At 69.9% G+C, this 20,918-nt stretch carries 17 protein-coding genes; 7 read left to right on the top strand and 10 right to left on the bottom strand.

Going from position 1 to position 20,918, the window contains the following annotated elements:
* The 5 genes from ACZ3II_RS35290 to mqnC all read right to left on the bottom strand — a co-directional run bounded on the left by ACZ3II_RS35290 (window position 1) and on the right by mqnC (window position 4,432).
* Entirely contained in the window at window positions 1-366 is a 366-nt protein-coding gene (locus tag ACZ3II_RS35290) for an NADH-quinone oxidoreductase subunit A (protein WP_465523582.1), read from the bottom strand.
* A 94-nt stretch (window positions 367-460) separates the two neighbouring features.
* Window positions 461-1,753 carry a geranylgeranyl reductase family protein gene (locus ACZ3II_RS35285; RefSeq protein ID WP_465523580.1) on the bottom strand — a complete coding sequence of 431 codons (1,293 nt, stop codon included), beginning with the start codon at window positions 1,751-1,753 and terminating at the stop codon, window positions 461-463.
* A gap of 119 nt (window positions 1,754-1,872) precedes the next feature.
* Window positions 1,873-2,133: a hypothetical protein gene (locus tag ACZ3II_RS35280; protein WP_465523578.1), complete on the bottom strand. Its 261-nt coding sequence runs from the start codon at window positions 2,131-2,133 to the stop codon at window positions 1,873-1,875.
* Window positions 2,134-2,182: 49 nt separating this feature from the next.
* Complete coding sequence (locus tag ACZ3II_RS35275) at window positions 2,183-2,878, bottom strand: demethylmenaquinone methyltransferase (RefSeq protein WP_465523576.1); 696 nt, start codon at window positions 2,876-2,878, stop codon at window positions 2,183-2,185.
* 315 nt (window positions 2,879-3,193) lie between these two features.
* Window positions 3,194-4,432 carry a cyclic dehypoxanthinyl futalosine synthase gene (mqnC, locus tag ACZ3II_RS35270; protein WP_465523574.1) on the bottom strand — a complete coding sequence of 413 codons (1,239 nt, stop codon included), beginning with the start codon at window positions 4,430-4,432 and terminating at the stop codon, window positions 3,194-3,196.
* Between the two features lie 103 nt (window positions 4,433-4,535).
* Between mqnC and ACZ3II_RS35265 the strand changes: the two genes are divergently transcribed.
* From ACZ3II_RS35265 to ACZ3II_RS35255, 3 genes are all read left to right on the top strand, one after another.
* Window positions 4,536-7,502 carry a DEAD/DEAH box helicase gene (locus ACZ3II_RS35265; RefSeq protein WP_465523924.1) on the top strand — a complete coding sequence of 989 codons (2,967 nt, stop codon included), beginning with the start codon at window positions 4,536-4,538 and terminating at the stop codon, window positions 7,500-7,502.
* 1 nt (window position 7,503) lies between these two features.
* Complete coding sequence (locus ACZ3II_RS35260; RefSeq protein ID WP_465523572.1) at window positions 7,504-8,319, top strand: SWIM zinc finger family protein; 816 nt, start codon at window positions 7,504-7,506, stop codon at window positions 8,317-8,319.
* Window positions 8,320-8,429: 110 nt separating this feature from the next.
* The gene (locus ACZ3II_RS35255; RefSeq protein ID WP_465523570.1) at window positions 8,430-9,401 is read left to right on the top strand and encodes an aldo/keto reductase; all 972 of its coding nucleotides are present in this window, start codon (window positions 8,430-8,432) and stop codon (window positions 9,399-9,401) included.
* Between the two features lie 3 nt (window positions 9,402-9,404).
* Here the strand turns inward: ACZ3II_RS35255 and ACZ3II_RS35250 are convergent, their stop codons facing one another.
* On the bottom strand, window positions 9,405-10,928 hold the full coding sequence (locus tag ACZ3II_RS35250; RefSeq protein WP_465523568.1) for a COG1361 family protein: 1,524 nt from the start codon (window positions 10,926-10,928) through the stop codon (window positions 9,405-9,407).
* Window positions 10,929-10,990: 62 nt separating this feature from the next.
* A complete protein-coding gene (locus ACZ3II_RS35245) occupies window positions 10,991-11,842 on the bottom strand; it encodes a menaquinone biosynthetic enzyme MqnA/MqnD family protein (protein WP_465523566.1) in 852 nt (283 codons plus the stop codon).
* A gap of 116 nt (window positions 11,843-11,958) precedes the next feature.
* On the opposite strand from ACZ3II_RS35245, the gene ACZ3II_RS35240 reads away from it, so the two are divergent.
* The 3 genes from ACZ3II_RS35240 to ACZ3II_RS35230 all read left to right on the top strand — a co-directional run bounded on the left by ACZ3II_RS35240 (window position 11,959) and on the right by ACZ3II_RS35230 (window position 16,718).
* Window positions 11,959-13,677, top strand: coding sequence for an ATP-binding protein (locus ACZ3II_RS35240; RefSeq protein WP_465523564.1), 1,719 nt, complete (start codon window positions 11,959-11,961; stop codon window positions 13,675-13,677).
* A gap of 159 nt (window positions 13,678-13,836) precedes the next feature.
* A complete protein-coding gene (locus ACZ3II_RS35235) occupies window positions 13,837-15,843 on the top strand; it encodes a HelD family protein (protein WP_465523562.1) in 2,007 nt (668 codons plus the stop codon).
* Complete coding sequence (locus tag ACZ3II_RS35230; protein WP_465523560.1) at window positions 15,843-16,718, top strand: LLM class flavin-dependent oxidoreductase; 876 nt, start codon at window positions 15,843-15,845, stop codon at window positions 16,716-16,718. The genes ACZ3II_RS35235 and ACZ3II_RS35230 overlap by 1 nt, the downstream gene beginning before the upstream one ends.
* 1 nt (window position 16,719) lies before the next feature.
* Here the strand turns inward: ACZ3II_RS35230 and ACZ3II_RS35225 are convergent, their stop codons facing one another.
* From ACZ3II_RS35225 to ACZ3II_RS35215, 3 genes are all read right to left on the bottom strand, one after another.
* Window positions 16,720-18,249 (bottom strand): hypothetical protein, encoded by a 1,530-nt coding sequence (locus ACZ3II_RS35225; protein WP_465523558.1) that lies wholly within the window; start codon window positions 18,247-18,249, stop codon window positions 16,720-16,722.
* A 39-nt stretch (window positions 18,250-18,288) separates the two neighbouring features.
* Window positions 18,289-18,714, bottom strand: a complete 426-nt coding sequence (locus ACZ3II_RS35220; protein ID WP_465523556.1) for a GNAT family N-acetyltransferase — start codon at window positions 18,712-18,714, stop codon at window positions 18,289-18,291.
* A 186-nt stretch (window positions 18,715-18,900) separates the two neighbouring features.
* Window positions 18,901-19,599, bottom strand: coding sequence for an SDR family NAD(P)-dependent oxidoreductase (locus ACZ3II_RS35215; RefSeq protein WP_465523554.1), 699 nt, complete (start codon window positions 19,597-19,599; stop codon window positions 18,901-18,903).
* A 467-nt stretch (window positions 19,600-20,066) separates the two neighbouring features.
* Between ACZ3II_RS35215 and ACZ3II_RS35210 the strand changes: the two genes are divergently transcribed.
* On the top strand, window positions 20,067-20,888 hold the full coding sequence (locus tag ACZ3II_RS35210) for a hypothetical protein (protein WP_465523552.1): 822 nt from the start codon (window positions 20,067-20,069) through the stop codon (window positions 20,886-20,888).
* Window positions 20,889-20,918 lie beyond the last annotated feature (30 nt).

Here is a 20,918-nt window from a genome sequence, read left to right as displayed (position 1 = left end):
TCAGTCCCAGTTGAGGCCGCCGCGTCGCCACACGTACGCGTAGGCGATGAAGACGGTGAGGATGAACAGGACCATCTCCACGAACCCGAACAGCCCGAGAGCCTCGAACTGAATGGCCCACGGGTACAGGAAGATGGTTTCGATGTCGAAGATGATGAAGAGCATCGCGGTCAGGTAGAACTTCACCGGGAACCGCCCGCCACCGATCGGTTGTGGCGCAGGCTCGATACCGCACTCATAAGCGTCGAGTTTCGCGCGGTTGTAGCGCTTGGGCCCGACGATGGGCGCGACGGACACCGAGAACAACGCGAAGAGGGCGCCGAGGATCAGCAACCCGACGATCGGGACATAAGGGTTGATCGTCATGTCTACTCCCGTACGACAGTTAGCCGCTTAACACTAGTTACTGTGGTTCTGATGTCCTTTGGTCGGGGTGCCCTATTTGACTGATTCGCAGGACTCAGACGGAGGGTGCCACCTTGGTCAGGCCGTTGATGATGCGGTCCATGGCGTCGCCACCCCGGGGGTCGGTGAGGTTGGCCAGGAGCTTGAGGACGAACTTCATGAGCAGCGGCTGCGGCATGCCGTACTTGGTGGCCAGCCGCATGATCTGCGGGTTGCCGATCAGCTTCACGAAGATCCCGCCGATCCGGTAGTAACCACCGAACCGGAGACTCAACTCGGCGGGGTACGCCCGCAGCGCGCGCTCGCGTTCCGGGCCGGCCGGACGGGCCAGGGCCTGGACGGCCACCTCGGCCGCCATCTCGCCGGACTCCATCGCGTACGCGATGCCCTCGCCGTTCATCGGATTGACCATGCCACCGGAATCGCCGACCAGCATCACACCACGGGTGTAATGCGGCACCCGGTTGAAGCCCATCGGCAGCGCGGCGCCCAGAGTCGGCCCGTCCGCGTTCGCCTCGTCCCGCAGCCCCCACTCCTCCGGAGTGCTGCCCAGCCAATCGGTGAGCAGGTGGCGGTAGTTCGTCTTGCCGAACGCGTCGGAGGAGTTGAGGATGCCGAGGCCCACGTTCACCCGGCCGTCACCCAGGCCGAAGATCCAGCCGTATCCCGGGAGGAGCCGGCCCGGGTCCTGCGCGCTGCGCAGCTCCAGCCAGGACTCCAGGTAGTCGTCGTCGGCCTTGACGGCCGAACGGTAGTAGCGCCGGACCGCGACGCCGAGCGGCCGGTCGTCCCGCTTGGCCAGGCCCAGGGAGAGCGGGAACTTGCCGGAGACGCCGTCCGCGGCGATCACCAGCGGCGCGCGGAACTCCACCGGCTCCTTGCCGGGCCCTTCCTTGGCCTCGACGCCGATCACGTACCCGTCGTCGTCGAGCACCGCGCCGGTGACGTTCACCCCGGTGCGCAGCAGGGCGCCCGCCTCGACCGCCTGCCGCGCCAGCATGTCGTCGAAGTCCATGCGGGTCCGGACCAGGCCGTAGTTCGGGAAGCTGGCGAGATCGGGCCAGTCCAGTTCGAGCCGAACGCCACCGCCGATGACCCGCAGGCCCCTATTCTGGAGCCAGCCCGCCTTCTCCGAGGTGTCGATGCCCATCCGGATCAGCTGGCGCACCGCGCGCGGGGTGAGGCCGTCGCCGCACACCTTCTCGCGGGGGAACTCGGTCTTCTCCAGGAGCAGCACGCGCACGCCGTGCCGGGCCAGGTGGTAGGCCGCCGCGGAGCCGCCCGGGCCGGCTCCGACCACGATCACGTCCGCCTCGTCGACGACCGGTCCACTCACGTGGTCGCTCACGGTCCAACCTCCGTCTCGCCCGCGCGCTCGTGAATTAGTTCACAAGCATGCCTCGATCGGAGTGTAGGCCGACAATCGAAGATCTTTGCGCTCAGGTCAGCCTAATCTTTGGGTGAGCGCTAACGTCCCTGCTCAGGGACCTGCAGGACCCGGTCCGCGACGCCGAGTGCCGGACCGTCCAGATGGTCGCGGATGGTCCCGCCCATCGCCTTGTCGAGCGCAACGATCAAGCCCTCGACGAGGTCCTGCGCAAGATCGGGGTCCTGAGCCGCGACCATCCGCAGACGGGTGGCCAGTTCGGTGGCACGGCGCTCACCGGCCTCCCCCTCGTCGATCGCGAGGTCGATGTCGGTGTCATCGAGATGTCCGATATCAGTCATGACCCGAGCTAAACAGCGCTTTCGCCGCCGAGGAGGCGGAATGACGGATTTACACCCGGGTGGCGCGGTGCAGGGCGACGATGCCGCCGGTGAGGTTCCGCCAGCCCACCCGATCCCACACGCCGGAGCCGGCGATCACGTCGGCCAGGCCCCGCTGATCGGGCCAGGCGCGGATCGACTCGATGAGATAGACGTACGCCTCGGGGTTGCTGGAGACGGCCCGGGCCACGCCCGGCAGGGACCGCATCAGGTACTGCAGGTAGACGGTGCGGAACGCCTTGTTGGTCGGGTGGCTGAACTCGCACACCACCAGGCGTCCACCCGGTCGGGTGACGCGCGCGAACTCACGCAGCGCAGCGGTGGTGTCCACGACGTTACGCAGAGCAAGCGAAATGGTGACCGCGTCGAAGGTGGCGTCGGCGAACGGCAGTCGCAGTGCGTCACCAGCGAGCAGCGGCACCTCGGCCCGGACCCGGCGACCGGCGCGCAGCATGCCCACCGAGATGTCGGCGCCGACCGCGAACGCGCCGGACCGCCCCAGCTCCTCGGTGGAGACACCGGTGCCCGCGCCGACGTCGAGAACCCGCTCGCCCGGCCGCAGGCCCAGCGCGGCCCGGGTGGCCTGCCGCCAGCCACGGTCCTGCCCGAAGGAGATCACGGTGTTGGTGAGGTCGTACCGGTTGGCCACGCCGTCGAACATCTCGGCGACCTCATGGGGCTGCTTGTCCAGATCTGCGCGCGTCACGCTGACAACTCTCCCACCCCGCACAAACAGAACGGGCGGGATGGGTCACCCCATCCCGCCCGCACCTTGTGCGTTATATATACGACCGCCATCGGTCGGGTCCGACTGCTCGTCACCGACGCTGACCGCGACTGGCGACGTATCGAGTTACCGAGGTCGTCGAGTTACCAACGCCTCACACAGGCAACGTAACCAGCGGGAACGAGCCGGTACAGCCAACCGGCGGGCTCGTTACGAAGGAGCAACCGAGCCTCACCGGTCTGACCCCCCGAACCTGGCCGAACGGACGATCGCCACCCCCCGAAGGGATGGCTTTCAGCTCGCCTCGACCAGGGGAAGCGCCTTGCGGACCCCGCCGCCGGGCAACGCGATGGACGAGAAGTGAGAGACGACACGATCGTCGGTCGGGTCGTCGGCGGGCGTGTGGTGCACGGCGAGATGCCTGTACCACGTGTCGCGCCACGCGGGGATCCGGTCGGCGGTGCGGATCATCGTGATCAGCTCCTGCAGGTTCGACCGGTGCTTCGCGCCGGCCGAGGAGATCACGTTTTCCTCCAGCATGATCGAGCCCAGGTCGTCGACACCCATGTGGAGCGACAGCTGGCCGATGTCCTTGCCGGTGGTGAGCCAGGACGCCTGCAGGTGCGAGACGTTGTCGAAGAACAGCCGGGAGACCGCGATGAACCGCAGGTATTCCATCGTGGTGGCCTGGGTGCGGCCCTTCAGGTGGTTGTTCTCCGGCTGGTAGGTCCACGGGATGAAGGCCCGGAAGCCCCCGACCTCGTGCGACTGCTCGACCGGGACGTCCTGATAACCGTTGGCGACGGCCAGGTCCTGCACGTCACGGATCATCCGGATGTGCTCGATGCGCTCGGCGTTCGTCTCGCCCGTGCCCATCATCATGGTCGCGGTGGAGGACAGGCCGTGCCGGTGCGCGGTGGCCATCACCTCGAGCCAGCGGGCGCCGCTCTCCTTGAGCGGGGCGATCGCCTTGCGCGGGCGGTCCGGCAGCATCTCGGCGCCGGCCCCGGCGATCGAGTCCAGCCCGGCGGCCTTGATCCGGATCACCGCCTCCTCGATGGAGACACCGTCGACCTTGGCCATGTGCAGGATCTCGCTCGGGCCGATCGAGTGGATGGCGAGCTGCGGATAGGCCTGCTTGACCGAGGAGAAGAGGTTCTCGTAGTAGGCCACGCCGAAGTCGGGGTGGTGGCCGCCCTGCAGCATCACCTGGGTGGCGCCGAGGTCGACGGCCTCACCGGCGCGGTGCAGGATCTCCTCGATCGGGTGCGCCCAGCCCTCCTGGTGCTTCGGGGCCCGGAAGAAGGCGCAGAACTTGCACGCCGTCACGCAGACGTTCGTGTAGTTGATGTTCCGGTCGATCAGGTAGGTGACGATGCCGTCCGGATGCCGCCGGCGCCGGACCGCGTCGGCCGCCTCGCCCAGCGCGTGGAACGGGGCCTCCGTGTAGAGGAGCAGCGCCTCCTCGGGCGTGATCCGCCCGCCGTCGGCACCGCGCTGCAGGATGCTGTCGATCTCCGGATTCGCGGTCACGATCTGAAGCGTACGTCCACCGGGCGTCAACCGTCAGCGGCGAGGGTCACCGGGGCGGCCCCTGACGGACACTAGGCTCGACGCGATTATCCAGGGGGTGGATGTGCTCGTCGTGCACGGTGGCTGGGTTCCCGGGCGTGGGCTGATCATCTGGGCCGAGGACCCGGGGCTGCCGTCGACGTCGACGTCCCGGGCGCGATCCCGGCCACATCCGTTCGCCACCGCCGATCTCCCGGACCTGCCCGGGGCGGTCGCCGGGACGGTCCCGCTCACCCTGCCCGGCACCGGCCGTGGTCCCCTGCCCTCGCCGGAGACCGGCGCCGACGTGCCCTCCCGCGGCGTCAAGCTGGGCGCCTGGACGGTTCCGGCACTGACCATTCCGGGCTCCGCGGCGGCGGCCGCCCTCGCCGAACTGACCGAACCGGATCAGGAGTGGATCGCCGGGTCGTCGCTGCGATACCTCGCCCTGCTCGCCGGATACGCCTGTGACCTGGCCCGGCGCGGCCGGATGCTGCCGCAGCTGGTGATCGAGGACGGGATTCCGGCGGCCCGCTGGCGGCCGGTTCTCACCGGCGCCGACACGGCGACCTTCCGGGACTTCGCCGCCGGGATGCCTCCGGTGGTCCGGGCTTGCGGCGACGGCCAACCCCTCGGTCGTACGGTGCGCGACGCCCTCGACGCCCTGCTGGACAGCGCCGCCCGCACCGTCCTGCCGGACCGGATCATGGTCGGTCAGCGCCCCGGCCCGAAGGCCGCTCTGCCGGACCGCTGGCTGTCCGCGCTCACCGGCGATCCGGCGCTGCCCGACGCGGCCGACGGCGACGTGCGTGACCTGCGCCGGGCCCTCGACGACTGGATGCGCGCCGCGAACGAGGCGAACGGGCCGATCCGGGTCGGTTTCCGGCTGATCGAACCCTCCCCGGAGACCGATCAGTGGGCGCTGGAGTTCGCGCTGCAGTCCGCCGAGGATCCCGGGCTCTATCTGACCGCGGAAGCGCTGTGGGCGGGCGACCGCTTCCCCGGCCTGCCCCGTCGGCCGGACGAGACGCTGCTGGCCGGGCTGGGCCGGGCGGTGCGGCTCTTCCCGACCCTGCACGTGGCCCTGCTCGAACAGCGGCCGGCCGCGATGACGCTGAGCACCGGCGAGGCGTACGAGTTCCTGCGGCAGACGGCGCCGTTGCTGCAGGCCGCCGGGTTCGGGGTGCAGCTGCCGGCGTGGGCCGGCCGCAAGGCGGTCGGACTGAAACTGACCACCCGGTCGAAGCCGAAGTCGAAGGCCGGGGCGTCCCGGGCGATGGCGGACTCCGGGTTCGGCCTGGAGCAGCTGGTCGAGTTCCGGATCGACCTGGTGATCGGCGACGGCGCGGTGAGCGCCGAGGAGCTGGCCGAGCTGGCCCGGGCGAAGATTCCGCTGGTCCGGGTGCGCGGGCAGTGGGTGGAACTGGACGACCGGCAGTTGAAGGCGGCGCTCAAGGCGGTCAGCCGGCGACGCGAGGGCGAGATCACCGCGGGCGAGATCCTGCAGCAGGTGGTCGACGGCGGCGAGGAGGATCTGCCGCTGGTCGAGGTCGACGCCGACGGTGATCTCGGCGATCTGCTGTCCGGGCAGGCCGCCGAGCGGCTCACGCCGTTGCCGACGCCCGAGGGATTCCAGGGTTCGCTCCGGCCGTACCAGGAAAGGGGTCTGTCGTGGTTGAACTTCCTCGGCCGGCTCGGGCTGGGCGGGATCCTCGCCGATGACATGGGCCTCGGGAAGACCGCACAGACCCTGTCGCTGCTGCTCACCGACCAGCCCTCGAAGACGCTGCTGATCTGCCCGATGTCGCTGGTCAGCAACTGGTTCAAGGAGGCCGCCCGGTTCGCTCCGGGACTGCGGGTCTACGTGCACCACGGCGGCACGCGGCGGCGCGGGGAGGAGTTCGACGAGGCGGTGGCCGGGGCCGACCTGGTGGTCACCACCTACGGCACCGCGCTGCGTGATCTCGAGACACTCCGCACCGTGACCTGGACCCGGGTGGTGTGCGACGAGGCGCAAGCCATCAAGAACAGTGGGACCCGGCAGTCCCAGGCGGTCCGGGCCATCCCGGCCCGGACCCGGCTCGCGCTGACCGGCACGCCCGTCGAGAACCACCTGGCCGAGCTGTGGTCGATCATGGACTTCTGCAATCCGGGGCTGCTCGGGCCGGCGAAACGGTTCCGTCGCCGGTTCCAGGAGCCGATCGAGACCCGGCAGGACGAGGTCGCCACCGCCGCCCTGAAACGGGCCACCGGGCCGTTCGTGCTGCGCCGCCTCAAGACCGACAAGACGATCATCTCGGACCTGCCGGAGAAGAACGAGATGAAGGTGTGGTGCTCGCTCACCCCCGAGCAGGCCACCCTCTATCAGGCGGTGGTCGAGGACATGATGGCCGAGATCGAGAGCAGCGAGGGCATCCAGCGGCGCGGCAACGTGCTGGCCGCGATGATGAAGCTGAAGCAGGTCTGCAACCATCCGGCGCACCTGCTCAAGGACGGTTCCCGGCTGCCCGGGCGGTCCGGCAAGCTGGCCCGCCTCGAAGAGCTGGCCGGCGAGATCGTCGAGGAGGGCGACAAGGCGCTGATCTTCACCCAGTACGCCGAGTGGGGCACCCTGCTGCAGCCCTACCTCGCCGCGCACACCGACCGCCCGGTCCTGTGGCTGCACGGCGGGCTGAGCAAGGCCCGCCGTGACGAGCTGGTCGAACGGTTCCAGACCGACGACGAGCCGATGCTGTTCCTGCTGTCGCTGAAGGCGGCCGGCACCGGCCTCAACCTGACCGCCGCCAACCACGTCGTCCACTTCGATCGGTGGTGGAACCCGGCGGTCGAGGACCAGGCCACCGACCGGGCGTTCCGGATCGGGCAGTCGCGCAACGTGCAGGTCCGTAAGTTCATCTGCACCGGCACCCTGGAAGAGAAGATCGACGCGATGATCGAACGGAAGAAAGCGCTCGCCTCGTCGGTCGTCGGCACCGGCGAGGAATGGATCACCGACCTGAGCACCGACCAGCTGCGGGAGCTGTTCTCGCTCGACCCGGCGGCGGTGCGCTGAGATGGTCTTCTTCGAGAGCGGCCGGCCGATCGAGGTGGACGGCGGGCTGGCCGTACGGTCGAAACGCGGCAAGATCGGTGAGCAGTGGTGGTCGCGCCGGTTCGTCGACGTGCTGGAGGGCGTCTGCGATCCGGGACGGCTCGCCCGGGGCCGGACCTACGCCAGGAAGGGGCAGGTCATCGACTTCGCCCTGAAGCCGGGGCAGGTTCAGGCCCGGGTCCAGGGCTCGCGGGCCACGCCGTACCGGGTGACCATCCGGATCAGCGCGTTCGGCGACGATCAGTGGGCCGACATCGTCGAGCAGCTCGGCTCCCGGGCGCTGTACCGCGCCGCGCTGCTGGCCGGGGACATGCCGCACGAGATCGTCGAGCTGTTCACCGAGCTGGGCGCGCCGCTCTTCCCGGACCGGCTGGACATCGACTGCTCCTGCCCGGACTGGGGCGACCCCTGCAAACACGGCTCGGCGCTGCTCTACGTGCTGGCCGAGGCGTTCGACGACGACCCGTTCCTGGTGCTGGCCTGGCGCGGGCGGGGCCGGGACGAGCTGCTCGACGCGCTGCGCGGGACCGCCGAACCGGACAGCACGCCGAATCCGCTCGCCGTGGACGAGGAACCGCTGGACGGGCGGCTCGCCGACTTCTACTCCCCCGGGATCAGCCTCGGCCGGTTGCGGGAACGCCCGGCGCGCGGCGCCACACCGCCGGAACTGTTGCTCCGGGCGCTGGACGCACCACCGGTGAAGGTGCGGCACGTGCCGCTGGTCGATGTGCTGCGCCCGCACTACCGCGATCTGGCGAACCCGGAGGGCGACGAATGAACGGGGGGCCGCGCCCATCGTGAACCGATCGTGGGCGAGTCCACGATGGACGCGGCGTTACGTCACGCTACCAGGCGTGATGATAGGCATCTACCGATACGGAGCTGTGCATGAGTGAGATGACCTATCGCCGGCTCGGCGACTCGGGTCTGGTCGTTTCCGCGGTCGGGATCGGCTGCAACAACTTCGGCCGCAAACTCGACGCCGACGGCACCCGCGAGGTGGTGGAGGCGGCCCTGGACGCCGGCATCACCCTGTTCGACACCGCCGACACCTACGGCACCCCGCGCGGATCGTCCGAGTCGCTGCTCGGCGCCGCCCTCAAGGGCCGCCGTGACGAGGTGGTGCTGGCCACCAAGTTCGGCATGGACATGGACGGGCAGAACGGGCGCGACTTCGGGGCCCGCGGCTCCCGGCGATACATCGTCCGCGCGGTCGAGGCCTCGCTGCGGCGGCTGGAGACCGACTACATCGACCTCTACCAGTTGCACCAGCCGGACCCGGCGACCCCGATCGAGGAGACCCTGGCCGCCCTCGACGACCTGGTCCGCGCCGGGAAGGTCCGCTACCTCGGCAACTCGCAGTTCTCCGGCTGGCAGATCGCCGACGCCGACTGGACCGCCCGGGCCGGCAACCTGACCCGTTTCATCAGCGCGCAGAACCAGTACAGCCTGCTCAGCCGGGACGTCGAGAACGAGGTCATCCCGGCCTGCGAGCGGTTCGGGCTCGGGCTGCTGCCGTTCTTCCCGCTCGACTCCGGCCTGCTCAGCGGCAAGTACCGGCGCGGCGAGCGGCCGCCGGCCGGCACCCGGCTGGCCGACGAGCGCTGGGCGCCCTGGTTCGACCACGCCGACTGGGACACCATCGAGGCGCTGACCGCCTTCGGCGCCGAACGCGGCCGCAGCCTGCTGGAGGTGGCCATCGCCGGACTGGCCGCCCGGCCCGCGGTGACCAGCGTGATCGCCGGGGCCACCACGGCCGAGCAGGTGCAGGCCAACGCGGCCGCCGGCGGCTGGGAACTCACCGCCGCCGACGTGGCCGCGCTCGACGGTCTGCTGCCGTCCACCAATCGACGACCGTGACGTCTACTCGACGACCGTGACGATCCGGCGGCGGCGGGCCGTCCGGAGGGCGATCGCACCGGCGGCCAGCAGCACCGCGCCACCGGCGGCGATCATGCCCGCCGGGGCGCCGGTGATCGGCAGGCCGCCGCCCTGGCCACCGGCCGACGTCACCGCGACGGTGAGCGCGGCCTTGTCGTTGCCGCTCTTCGCGTCCTGCACGCCGCCGTCGGCGGTGACCGATCCGGCCTTGTGCTCGGCCACGTCGAGGATCTCGCCGGACAGCTCGAACAGGTAGCGGCCGCCGGCCGGCACCGACTCGACGACGATGCAGACCAGGTCGGTGATCTCGGAGAGATCGGTGATCGTCTCGTCGACGTCGTCCAGGGACGTGCCCGGGGCGCACCGCTCGTCGACCCGGGTCAACTGGAGGCCGGTGGGCAGCTTGACGTGCACCGACTGGATCCACGCGGGAGACGGCGGGATGGTCCCGGACGGGCCTAGGTTACGCAGGCCGACCTGCACGGTGTCGTCCTCGCCGACCTCACCGGTGAAAGCGCCGCCGACCGCCGCGCTGTCCGCGCTCGTCTTCGGCACCCGTACCGCGAAATCGGTGAAGTTGTCGTCCTCGTTGAGGTCCGGCGCCTCCTCCGGCTCGGCCGCCGTGGCCGACGCGACGGCCTCCAGGGTGAGCTTCGTGCCGGTGGCGCCGGCGGTCCGCTTCGCGAAGTCGTAGACGTACTTGTCGGTGAGACCGACCGCGCCCACATAGACCGGGTAGTCGAACGGGCCGGCCACCCCGGCCGGCGCCTTGATCCGCAGCGGGGTGGCCGCGGGCAGCGTGAACGTGCCACCGGCCGGCAGGGTGTCGTTGAAGACGCAGACGGCCGCCGCGACACCCTCCTCGTCGATCCGTTCACAGTTGGTGTAGTCCAGCACCGGCGTGATCCCACCGGCCAGCACCACCAGGCCCACGGCCTTGACGTCCTGGTTGCCGCTGTTGCGCACCGTGACCGGCACGTCCGCCGACTTGCCGCCGCTGAGCTTCAGGTCGGCGATGTCCTCCATCTCGAGGTCCACGCCGCCCTTGTCGGTACGCACCACCCCGATCACGGTCTCGTCGCTGAGACTCCCGCCCGCCGTGACGGACAGCGCGATGCTCTCGGCCGGGGCCGTCGCCGTGGCCGTCGCCGGCTTCAGCGAGAACTTCAGGGAGCGCCGCTCACCCGCCTGCAGATCACCGATCCGGCAGACGTTGCCGGTGCAGCCACTCGGGGCGGTGAAACCGAGTTCCGGGCTGATCGGCGCGGCCTTGCTCCCGAATTCGAGAACCACATCCTTCGCGGCCACCGAACCGAAGTTGGAAAGCTCGAACTTGACCGTCTTCGACTGACCGTTGATGACGGTCACCGCTTCCGGGCCGAAAATGCCGACGTACGGAACGTCGACCTTCGAGTCGGCCTGCGCGGGCAGGGCGAGACCGGCCACGGCCAGGCCGGAAGCCGCGGTGGACAGGGCAAGACGGCTGAACAGGGCGCGCAGACGCATGGTCACCGAATTTCGGGCGGAGTGAGAAGTCCGCGGATCCTAAAGCGCCCGAGCCGGAAAGATCAAACGTCCGCGAAAAGGGGTCCACCCGCAGGTAGCGCCGGTACTTCGCCACGATTTGCCGCGCGCCGGGCGAATTCCCGGGCACCGGCGATCTGCCGGTCCCCGAGCGAAAAGTCGAGGGCCCGGAAATAGTTGGCCAGAGTTTTCGCGTCGAACGGCTCCCACCGGGCCGCCGCTTCGGCCACCTCGTCCAGCTCACCCAGACAGAGATCACGGGACCGCTGGAACGCCTCGTGCACATCCTTGACCAGACCGGGGTGCGCGGCAGCGAAATCCCGCCGGACCGCCCACACCGCGAAGACCATCGGCAGGCCGGTCCACTCCTTCCACGCCTCGGCCAGGTCGATCACCCGCAGGCCGTTGCGGGGGGCCTCATACATCGCGCGCAGCGCCGGGTCACCGATCAGCACCCCGGCGTCCGCCTCCTGCAGCATCCGGGACAGGTCGGGCGGGCAGCGGAAATAGTGCGGCTCGGCGCCGTACCGCTCGCTCAGGAGCATCTGGGCCAGCAGCACACCGGTGCGCGACGTCGAACCGAGAGCCACCGGCCGCCCGTCGAGCTCGGCCGGAGGCCGGGTCGACACCAGATTGACCGAGAGCACCGGGCCGTCACTGCCGACCGCCAGGTCCGGCAGCAGGAGCAGCTCGTCGGCGTGCCGCAGGAACTCGACCAGGGTGATCGGCCCGATGTCCAGATCACCGGCGACGAGGCTGGCGCTGAGCCGCTCCGGGGTGTCCTTGTGCAGGTCCACGTCGAGGAGGGCGCCCGAACGCATCAGCCCCCAGTAGATGGGCAGACAGTTGAGAAACTGGATGTGCCCGACCCGGGGCCGACGAACGCTGTCGCTCATGCTGCGACGTTATCCCCGATCGTGTCTCGCATGCTGGTCGGCAGTGCCTCAGCGTGGCTTACATCGCAGGCACCTGTTGCTAAAGTCTTTTGCACAAGTCTTTGGCAAGGATGCTCATGACTCGAGAAGAACTCGCCCGTCTCGTTGCCCTCCTTCGCCGCAGCGGTACGGACCTGCGAGAAGTCGAGGTCAAAGCCGCCGGCGGCGGATTGCCCAAATCGGTACGCGACACCCTGAGCGCTTTTAGTAACGACCGTGGCGGAACGGTGATCCTCGGGCTGGACGAGGCTACCGGGTTCCAGTCCGCTCCTGGCTTCGACGCGGCCCGGATTCGGGATTCACTCGCGTCCGCCTGCAACGACGACCTGCACCCACCGGTACGGGCGGAGATCGAGATCGTGCCATTCGAGGACGCCCTGGTGGTGGCCGCGGAGGTCGGTGAACTCGATCCCCGTTTCAAGCCCTGTTACGTGGCTGCACGCGGCGAGTACAACGGTTCGTTCACTCGGGGTGGCGACGGCGATCGGCGGCTGACCGACTTCGAGATTCATCTCCTGCACACCAATCGCGGCCAGCCCGCCGACGACCGGGAGCCGGTTCCCGGCGCCACCCTGGCCGATCTCGACGAGGCCGAGGTCCAGATCCTGCTCGCGCGAGTCCGTCAGCGGCAGCCCCGGGCCTTCGCGGATCTGGAGAGTCAGCAGGCGCTCCGTCGACTGAACGTGCTCGCCGAAGATCCGAACGGCGATCTGCGGCCCACCCTGGGCGGGCTCCTGACCTTGGGCGCCTATCCTCAGCAGTTCTTTCCTCAGCTCAATGCCACGCTTGTCGTCTATCCGGGCACGTCCTCTCAGGACATCCCCGCCAACGGGCCACGCTTCCTGGAGAACCGATCGTTCGACGGCCCGATCCCGGTGATCGTTGACGAGGCGGTCTCCGCCGTTCTTCGTAACACCTCCGTCCGCTCGTTCATCGACGGCAGCGGGCGCATCGACCGTTACGACTACCCGGCTGAAGTCATCCGTGAAGGTGTCGCCAACGCCCTCCTGCACCGGGACTACTCGTCCTACTCCCGCGGCACACCGGTACAGATCACCCTGTACTCGGATCGACTGGTCATTGCGAACCCCGGTGGGCTGTTCGGAGCTGTCACCGAGGACGACCTCGGCGGGGAGGGTGTCACCTCCACCCGTAATCCGGTCCTTGCCCGTCTGCTGCAGGACGTCCGCCTGCCTGAGACCGGGCGCATGGTGTGCGAGAACCGCGCCAGCGGAATCCCCACCATGCTCCGTGAGCTACGGCGGACGGGCTCCCCACTGCCGGAGTTCCACAACCGCATCACCCGGTTCAAGCTCCTGCTCCCACGGCACACGCTGCTGGACGATGAGACCACCGCCTGGATCGCCGGGCTCGCGCAACAGGATCTGTCCACCCCCCAGCGACTGGCCCTCGCGGAGATGCGGCAGGGAAGGGCCGTCACCAACTCCACCATGCGCAACCTCGGCCTGGAGGCTCACCGGGCCACCGCTGAACTGGCGGATCTGGTCAACCGCGGGATCGTGGTCCGAGTCGGGGAACGCCGGCACGCGCGTTACCTTCTCGCCTCCCCCACCGAACAGTTGGCACTGGACATCGCCGCGGACGCCACCGATGCCGATCGCATCTGCCACGCCCTGGCCGATGGCGCGGACCTGAGCCGGCGGGAGATCGAGGAACGCACCGGGCTCAGCTATATGAAGGTCATACGTGCCTTGAAGGGCCTCGAAGCCGCAGGACGTGTCCAGCCGACCGCGCCGCCACGATCACCGCTACGCCGATACCGGCTGTCCCGCTGACGAAATTCGCTGGACAACAGAACAGAGCCGAGTAGCGTGGAGGGCCGCTTGACGGCCGTGGTGAGCATGCACCGCAGCGGGCGTCCCCGCGCCGAGGGCGGCCGACCCGCCTGCTCGGATACGCGAGCGCAGCCCTGATCAGCCTGCCGAGGATGACCTGTGCCTGCCACTGAACTGGACACCGAACTCGTCGCCGAACGTACGCATCTGGAAAGCTCCCGGGCCGCTCTGCGACGGATGCGGGACCGTGCCGAATCCCTCTTCGCGACCGGGGACAAGGTCGCCGGTGACTCCTACACCGCCGAGCAGCTCGGGCGGCACATGGCCCGCCGGGTCAAGGAGCTGGCCGACGACCCGGACACCCCGCTGTTCTTCGGGCGCCTGGACATCGAGGAGAGCGCCTACCACGTCGGGCGGCGGCACGTCACCGACGACGCCGGCGAGCCGATGGTGCTGGACTGGCGGGCGCCGCTGTCCCGCTCGTTCTACCGGGCCAGCGTCCGGGATCCGCAAGGGGTGAGCACCCGGCGCCGGTTCGGGTTCGTCAAAGGGGAGCTGACCAGCTTCGAGGACGAGCACCTGGACCGTGGCGAGGAGCTCGGCACCAGCTCCCGCATCCTGACCGCGGAGATCGAGCGGCCGCGTGTCGGGCCGATGCGGGACATCGTGGCGACCATCCAGCCGGAACAGGACGAGCTGGTCCGGGCCGATCTCGCCGACTCGATCTGCGTGCAGGGCGCGCCCGGCACCGGCAAGACCGCGGTCGGCCTGCACCGGGCCGCGTACCTGCTCTATCTGCACCGGGAGCGGCTGCGGAAGTCGAAGGTACTGATCGTCGGCCCGAACACGGCGTTCCTGTCGTACATCTCGGCGGTGCTGCCCACCCTGGGCGAGGTCGAGGTGCACCAGTCCACGCTGGACGACCTGGTCAGCCGGGCGCCGGTCCGAGCGGGCGATCCGGTTGCGGCCACGGCGATCAAGCATGACGTACGGATGGCCGAAGTCCTCAGCCGAGCCCTGTGGTCCCGGATCAGCAAGCCGACCGACCCGATCATGGTGTCCGACGGCTCCTACCGCTGGCGGATCGACACCGAGCCGCTGCGCCGGATCGTCGACGAGGCCCGCCGGGAGGGCCTGCCGTACGCGGTCGGCCGGGAACGGGTCCGCGCCCGGGTCGTCGGCCTGCTGCAACGCCAGTCGGAGTACCGCACCGGCAACTCGCCGAGCGATTCCTGGCTGCGCCGGATGAGCCGGATCACCCAGGTCACCGAGTTCCTGGAGCAGTGCTGGCCGGCGGTCACCCCGGAGTCGCTGGTGGTGGCCCTGCTGACCGACCCGTCGGCGGCCGGCGACCTGCTCAGCGAGGCGGAGCAGGAGGCGATCCGCTGGGTCAAGCCGCCGAAGACGGTGAAGTCCGCCAAGTTCAGCGCGGCCGATCTGCTGCTGCTCGACGAGGCGGCCGGGCTGCTGGAGCGGGAGACCAGTTTCGGTCACGTGGTCGTCGACGAGGCGCAGGACCTGTCACCGATGCAGGCCCGGGCGATCGCCCGGCGCAGCGAGCACGGGTCGATCACGCTCCTCGGTGACCTGGCCCAGGGCACCGCGCCGTGGGCCACCACCGACTGGCGGGACATCCTCGTCCACCTGGGGAAGCCGGACGCCGCGGTGGTTCCGCTGACCGTCGGTTTCCGCGTACCGGAAGCTGTCGTGGCCCTGGCCAACCGCCTCCTCCCGGCGCTCGGCGTCAATGTGCCGGAAGCCGTCTCCCTGCGCCGCGACGGCGATCTCGCCGTGATCGGCGTCGCGGAGCCCGCCGAGCTGGACCCGCGGACCGTGTCCGAGGTGACCGCCGCGCTGGCGCACGAGGGCTCGGTCGCGGTGATCGCGGCGGACTCCGCGGTGCAGCGGCTGCGCGACCTGCTGGACGCCGCCGGGATCGAGCACGCGACGCCGGCCGACGTCGACTCCGGCGCGCGCGTCACGGTGGTCCCGGCCACGGTGGTCAAGGGCTTGGAGTACGACCACGTCGTGGTGCACGAGCCGGCCGACATCGTGGCCGCCGAACCGAAGGGCCTGAACCGCCTGTACGTGGTCCTGACCAGGGCGGTCACCCGGCTTTCGGTATTGCACTCGAAGCCGTTGCCGGAGCCGCTTACGCTCTCGTGATGTCTCGTGAACCGCGTATCGGCGTGATGTTCGACTGCAACCGTGCCCCCGAGGAACTACCGGAGTTCGCAGCCGCCCTCGAGGCTGCCGGCGCCGACGATCTGTGGGTGGTGGAGGACCTCGGCTGGAACGGTGGCGTCAGCGCCGCCGCCCTGGCCCTGGCCGCCACCAGCCGGATCCGGGTCGGTCTCGGCATCGCGCCCACGCCGTTCCGCAGCCCCGCCGTGTACGCCATGGAGATCGCCACCCTGGCCCGGGTCCACCCCGGCCGTTTCGTGGCCGGAATCGGTCACGGCGTCGGCGACTGGATGCGCCGGATCGGCAATGCGCCGAAGTCTCCGCTGGCGCTGCTCGAGGAGAGCATCGTCGCGATCCGCGGCCTGCTCAACGGCGAGACCGTCGACGTCGACGGCCGGGAGGTGCACCTGGAGGGCATCAAGCTGGTGCACCCGCCGGCGGTGGTCCCGCCGATCGTCACCGGTGTGGTGAAGCAGCGTTCGCTGGAGCTGTCGGGCCGGGTCGCGGACGGCACCATCCTGGTCGAGGGCCTGCAGCCGGATCGGATCGCCGAGTCGATCGGCCACCTCCGCCGGGGTGGCGCGGGCGACGACCACGAGATCATCAACTTCGCGTTCCTGCACGTCGAGGACGACCCGGCGAAGGCGGCGGCGATCCGGACCACGGCTCTGGCCGGTCAGGCCGGTTTCCTGGGTGTGCCGGTCGACGAGGTGTTCGGGCTGATCGGCCCGGCCGCTGACGTTCCGGCCGGGGTTCGCCTCCTCGCCGACGGCGGCTCGGACACGATCGTCCTGCGCCCGTTCGGCGACGATCACCTGGGGCAGGCGATCGCCGCCCTCGAAGCTCTGGGTCGCTGAGCTACTCGCCCGCCCTTTCCCCGGCCTGATCGCCCGCCCTTTCCCCGGCCTGATCGCCCGCCCTTTCGCCGGACTGATCGTTCTTTCTTTCGCCGGCCTCGATCAGGTCGGTGAGCAGCTCGGCGATCCGGGCGGCGGGAAGCGCGGGGTGACCGGCCGCGATCGGCCGGGCCTGCGCGTCGGTCAGGCAGATCTCCAGCGCGGCGGCCGGGGCGTTCGGATGCCGGGCGATCTCGCGCAGTGCCTTCTGTACCCGGGGCACGTGCCGGGCCAGGTCGAGCAGCAGGTCAGCCGGGGCGTCCGGGTTGGTGGCGAGCTTCGCGGCCACCCGGACGCCGTGCCGGGCGAGCATGTCCCGCATCAGCTCCACCGGCAGGCCGGGATGCGGCGCGACCGCTTTGACCACACTGGCGTCCGGGTCGGCGGCGAGCCGGTCGCGGATATCCGGTGGCAGGTCACGGCGTTCCGCCAGCAGCATCCGCAGCCGCGGGTTTCGGCTCCCGGCCAGCTCCGGTACCTCTTCCGGGCCGGCCGCGGCGATCCGCGGCAACGGGCCGTCACCGCCGGACCGGGTGAGCAGTTCCAGCGGAACCCGCGGATTGCGGGCGGCCATCCGCCGCACCTCCCCGTAGTCGTCGCGGGCCAGCCGCCGGATCGTGGCCCCGGACAGCGCCGGGTTCTCCGCGACCGCGCTCCGCACCCTCGGCACCGGGTCCCCGGCCAGCAGTTCCGCCATGTCCGCCGGAAGATCCGCCCGGGCCGCAAGCGTCCAGCGCACGATCGCCGACGGATGACCAGCCACCCGGATCGCTGCGTTTACCGGGGTCACGGGGTTATCCACAGCTTGGTAGAGCAGGCTGTGGACAGCGAACTGGTGCGTCCCGTCGCAGGCCGCCCCAGCCGGAAGATCACAGTCCGGGAGCCGGCATCCCGGGTCATGCACGAACGGAACCGGATGCCGCACACAAACCGCACACGACGCCGGCCCGCCTTCCCCGCCCCTTACCAGCGTCGCCAGCACCTCCGGGGATGTCGCCGGGTTCCCCGCCACCCCGACCCTAACCTCGGCGTGCGGATGCGTGGCCAACCGTGCGAGCAACTCCCGGTCAGCCGTGAAGAACGCCAGCTCGGCCACCACTCGCAGATCAGAATCGGACGCGAGCAGGGCGGTCACCTCGGCCGGCAGCCCGGGGCAGGACGCCAGATCGAAGCGCCGCTTCGCGTCGGGATCGCGCGCGAACAGGTTCGCCTGTTCCGCACTGCCGATCCCGCTGCCGAGCAAGAGCATTGCGGCGTACGGGTGAACCACCGGATCCACCTCCGCCACCCCCATCCGGCCGTCCCGGACCAGCGTGACCAGCGCGCCCTCGGACCGTCCGGCGAGTGCCCGCACCTGCTCCGGATCCAGATCGGACCGTTCCGCCAGCAGAGCGGCGAGTTCCCCGCCAGCATTCGCGACGAGCCGTTCGAGCAGCTCAGGCGGCAACGATGGGTTCCGGGCGAGCGCGTACAACAGCTCCTGATCCCCCACGTCACGCCTCCTCCTGCGTAAACCGCATTTCCCCGCGACTCAGGTGAGCGGCTTCACCCAGCGGGACCAGTCGTCCTGCGGGCGGTATCCGTGCGCGTTCCAGATGCCGTGCGCCGCGTTGTTGCCGTCGAGGACCATGGCGTCTGCCCGCGTACCCCCGAAGCTCGTGAAACGCTCCTCCGCAGCGGCGATGAGCCGGCCGCCGATGCCCTCCCGGCGCCGCCACGGCGCGACCGCGAGCCGGTAGAGGTGGCACCGCCAGCCGTCCCACCCGGCCACGACGGTGCCGATGATCTCGTCGCCGTCGACCGCCAGGATCAGCGCTTCCGGATCCCGCCGGTGCAGTTCCTCGATCGCCGCCCTGGTGTCCGCGGGCCGGCTGTCGTTCTCCGCCGCAACCTGCCAGAACTCCAGTACCGCCGGCAGTTCGTGCCGCTGCGCCGCCCGCAAGATCGTTCCGCTCACGCCCCGATCGTAAGCCGTCGCTCAGACACCGTTCGGCCACCGCGAAGCATGCCTCGACGACGGCCCGCCGGGACCGCGATCCGTTCGTGGCGCGGCCGTTGACCGACGAACGGCACGTCAGCCGTACGCCAGACCGGCTATCCCCCGGTCATGACCTGCAGGAACGACGGCTCGCCTCCCATGGGGTCAGCGGAGGTTCAGGCCGCCGTCGAGGAGGATCACCTCACCGGTCAGGTAGGTGCTGGTGACCAGCGTGGCGATCAGGTCGGCCACATCGGACGGCTGGGCGGCGCGGCGCATCGGGCTCGCGGTACGCCAGAGCTCCTGCGCATCGGTCCAGGAAGCGGTCAGGGGCGTGTCGACCAGGCCGGGGGCGACGGCGTTCACCCGTACGTCCGGCCCGAGCGCGGCGGCCAGCAGTTTCGTCACGTGGTTCAGGGCGGCCTTGCTCGCGGCGTAGGCGATCGAACTGCCCTTCGGCCGGACCCCGGCATGGCTGGTCACGTTGACGATGCAGCCGCCGGTCGTACGCAGCGCCGGAAGCGCGGCGGTGCACAGCAGCCACGGCGCGATCAGGTTGACGTCGAGCAGCCGCCGCCAGTCGGCAGCGGTCAGGGCGTCGAGCTGCGCGTGCGGTACGGGCCAGCTGATCCCCGCGTTGTTGACCAGCACGTCGAGCCGCCCGTGCCGTTCCAGCACCTCCGGCACCAGCCCGGCGGCCGCCTCGTCGTCCCCGAGATCCGCCTGGTGATAGCTGCCGCCGAGTTCCCCGGCCAGCGCGATCCCGGCCTCCCGGCTGGCCCGCGAGTGAACCGCGACCGTCATCCCGTCCGCAGCGAACCGCCTGGCCGTCGCCGCCCCGATCCCCGACACCGACCCCGTCACCAACGCCACTTTCCGCACCGGCCCACCGTAGGCCCTTCCCACACACCCACGGCGACCTCTGATCCACCTCCCGAACTTCGGCGCCTGGTCGACGGCCGCCCGCAACCCTCGCGCAGAGTTCAGCCCTGACGAGAGGCGGATCCGGCCGCCCGCAGCCCCTCACGCGGACTCCGGCTCCGACCGGAGGGGGTTTCGGCCGCCCGCGAGCTCTCACGCGGACTTCGGCCCCGACCGGAGGCGGATCCGCCGCCCGTGAACCGTCGGCTGGTTCTCATGGCTGTCTCGACCGCCCGGAGACAGCCATGAGCTGTGTCGAGCGGCCGGAGACAGCACCCACGACCAGCCGGATGAGGGCTGTCTGACTGCCGGAGTGACCACGCCACACCTTCCTGCGATGATGATCAACTTTGGTGGGACGGGTTGGAGGATCCGGTGATCCGGGATGACGGCTGCGGGGGTACACCGACGTGACGGCACGTACCTGGGGCGGTGTGCTGGCGGTGGTGCTGGTGCTCGGGTGCTGCGCCAACAGGTTTAAGACCGACGATCCGTCAGCGGCGAAACCCGCCGGCCTGGCGCCGTCGTTCACGCCGTGGACGTGGCCGCCGGTGAGCCCGTCCCCCACGATCTCGGAGACGCCGCCGACGAGAGTGATGCCGGACGTCGTGGGGCAGCCCTACAAGACCGCGTCGCAGACGCTGTTCGACCTCGACATCCGGCAGAAGTACCGGGATGCGTCGCCGCTGGACCGCAGCATGTTCGACCGAAGCAACTGGACGGTCGTCGCGACGGAACCGGCGGCAGGCGCGATCATGACGTCCCCCGCGACGTTGCTGCTGCTGAAGAACAGTGAAGCGGGCTGGTTCGCGAAGCATCCGGCGATGCCGAAGCTGCCGGTCGGGAAGTCTTCGTCGGATGTCCGGTATGACGACAAGTCGGTATTCGACCCGGTGAGCGAACTCGTCATCTTCCGGTACGCGAAGGGCCACGCGCCGAAGGTCGCCTCCGATCCGCGCGAGAGTTACGAGAACGAGCCCCCGGCAGAGGCGAGAGCGCGGGCGGGCTTGAAGGGTTCGTACGGGGCCGGCGATCTGATCGTCGGGTCGATCCCGGCCGCCGGTCAGCCGCTGCGCCCGGGACGGCTGCTGGTGGTGCTGGTACGGCCGGAGCCCGAGAAGCCGTCGACGGGCGGGGGTGGGGACGTCGATCTGCCGTCGATTCCCCGGCATTCCGACGACGATGACGACGTGAACATTCCGGGCTGGTTGTGCCCGACGCGGTTCTGCTGAACGCCCGACAGCGACCACCGTCAACTTTAT

This window comes from Actinoplanes sp. NPDC019969 (assembly GCF_055562375.1).
This window is presented reverse-complemented; position numbering and strand designations above follow the sequence as displayed.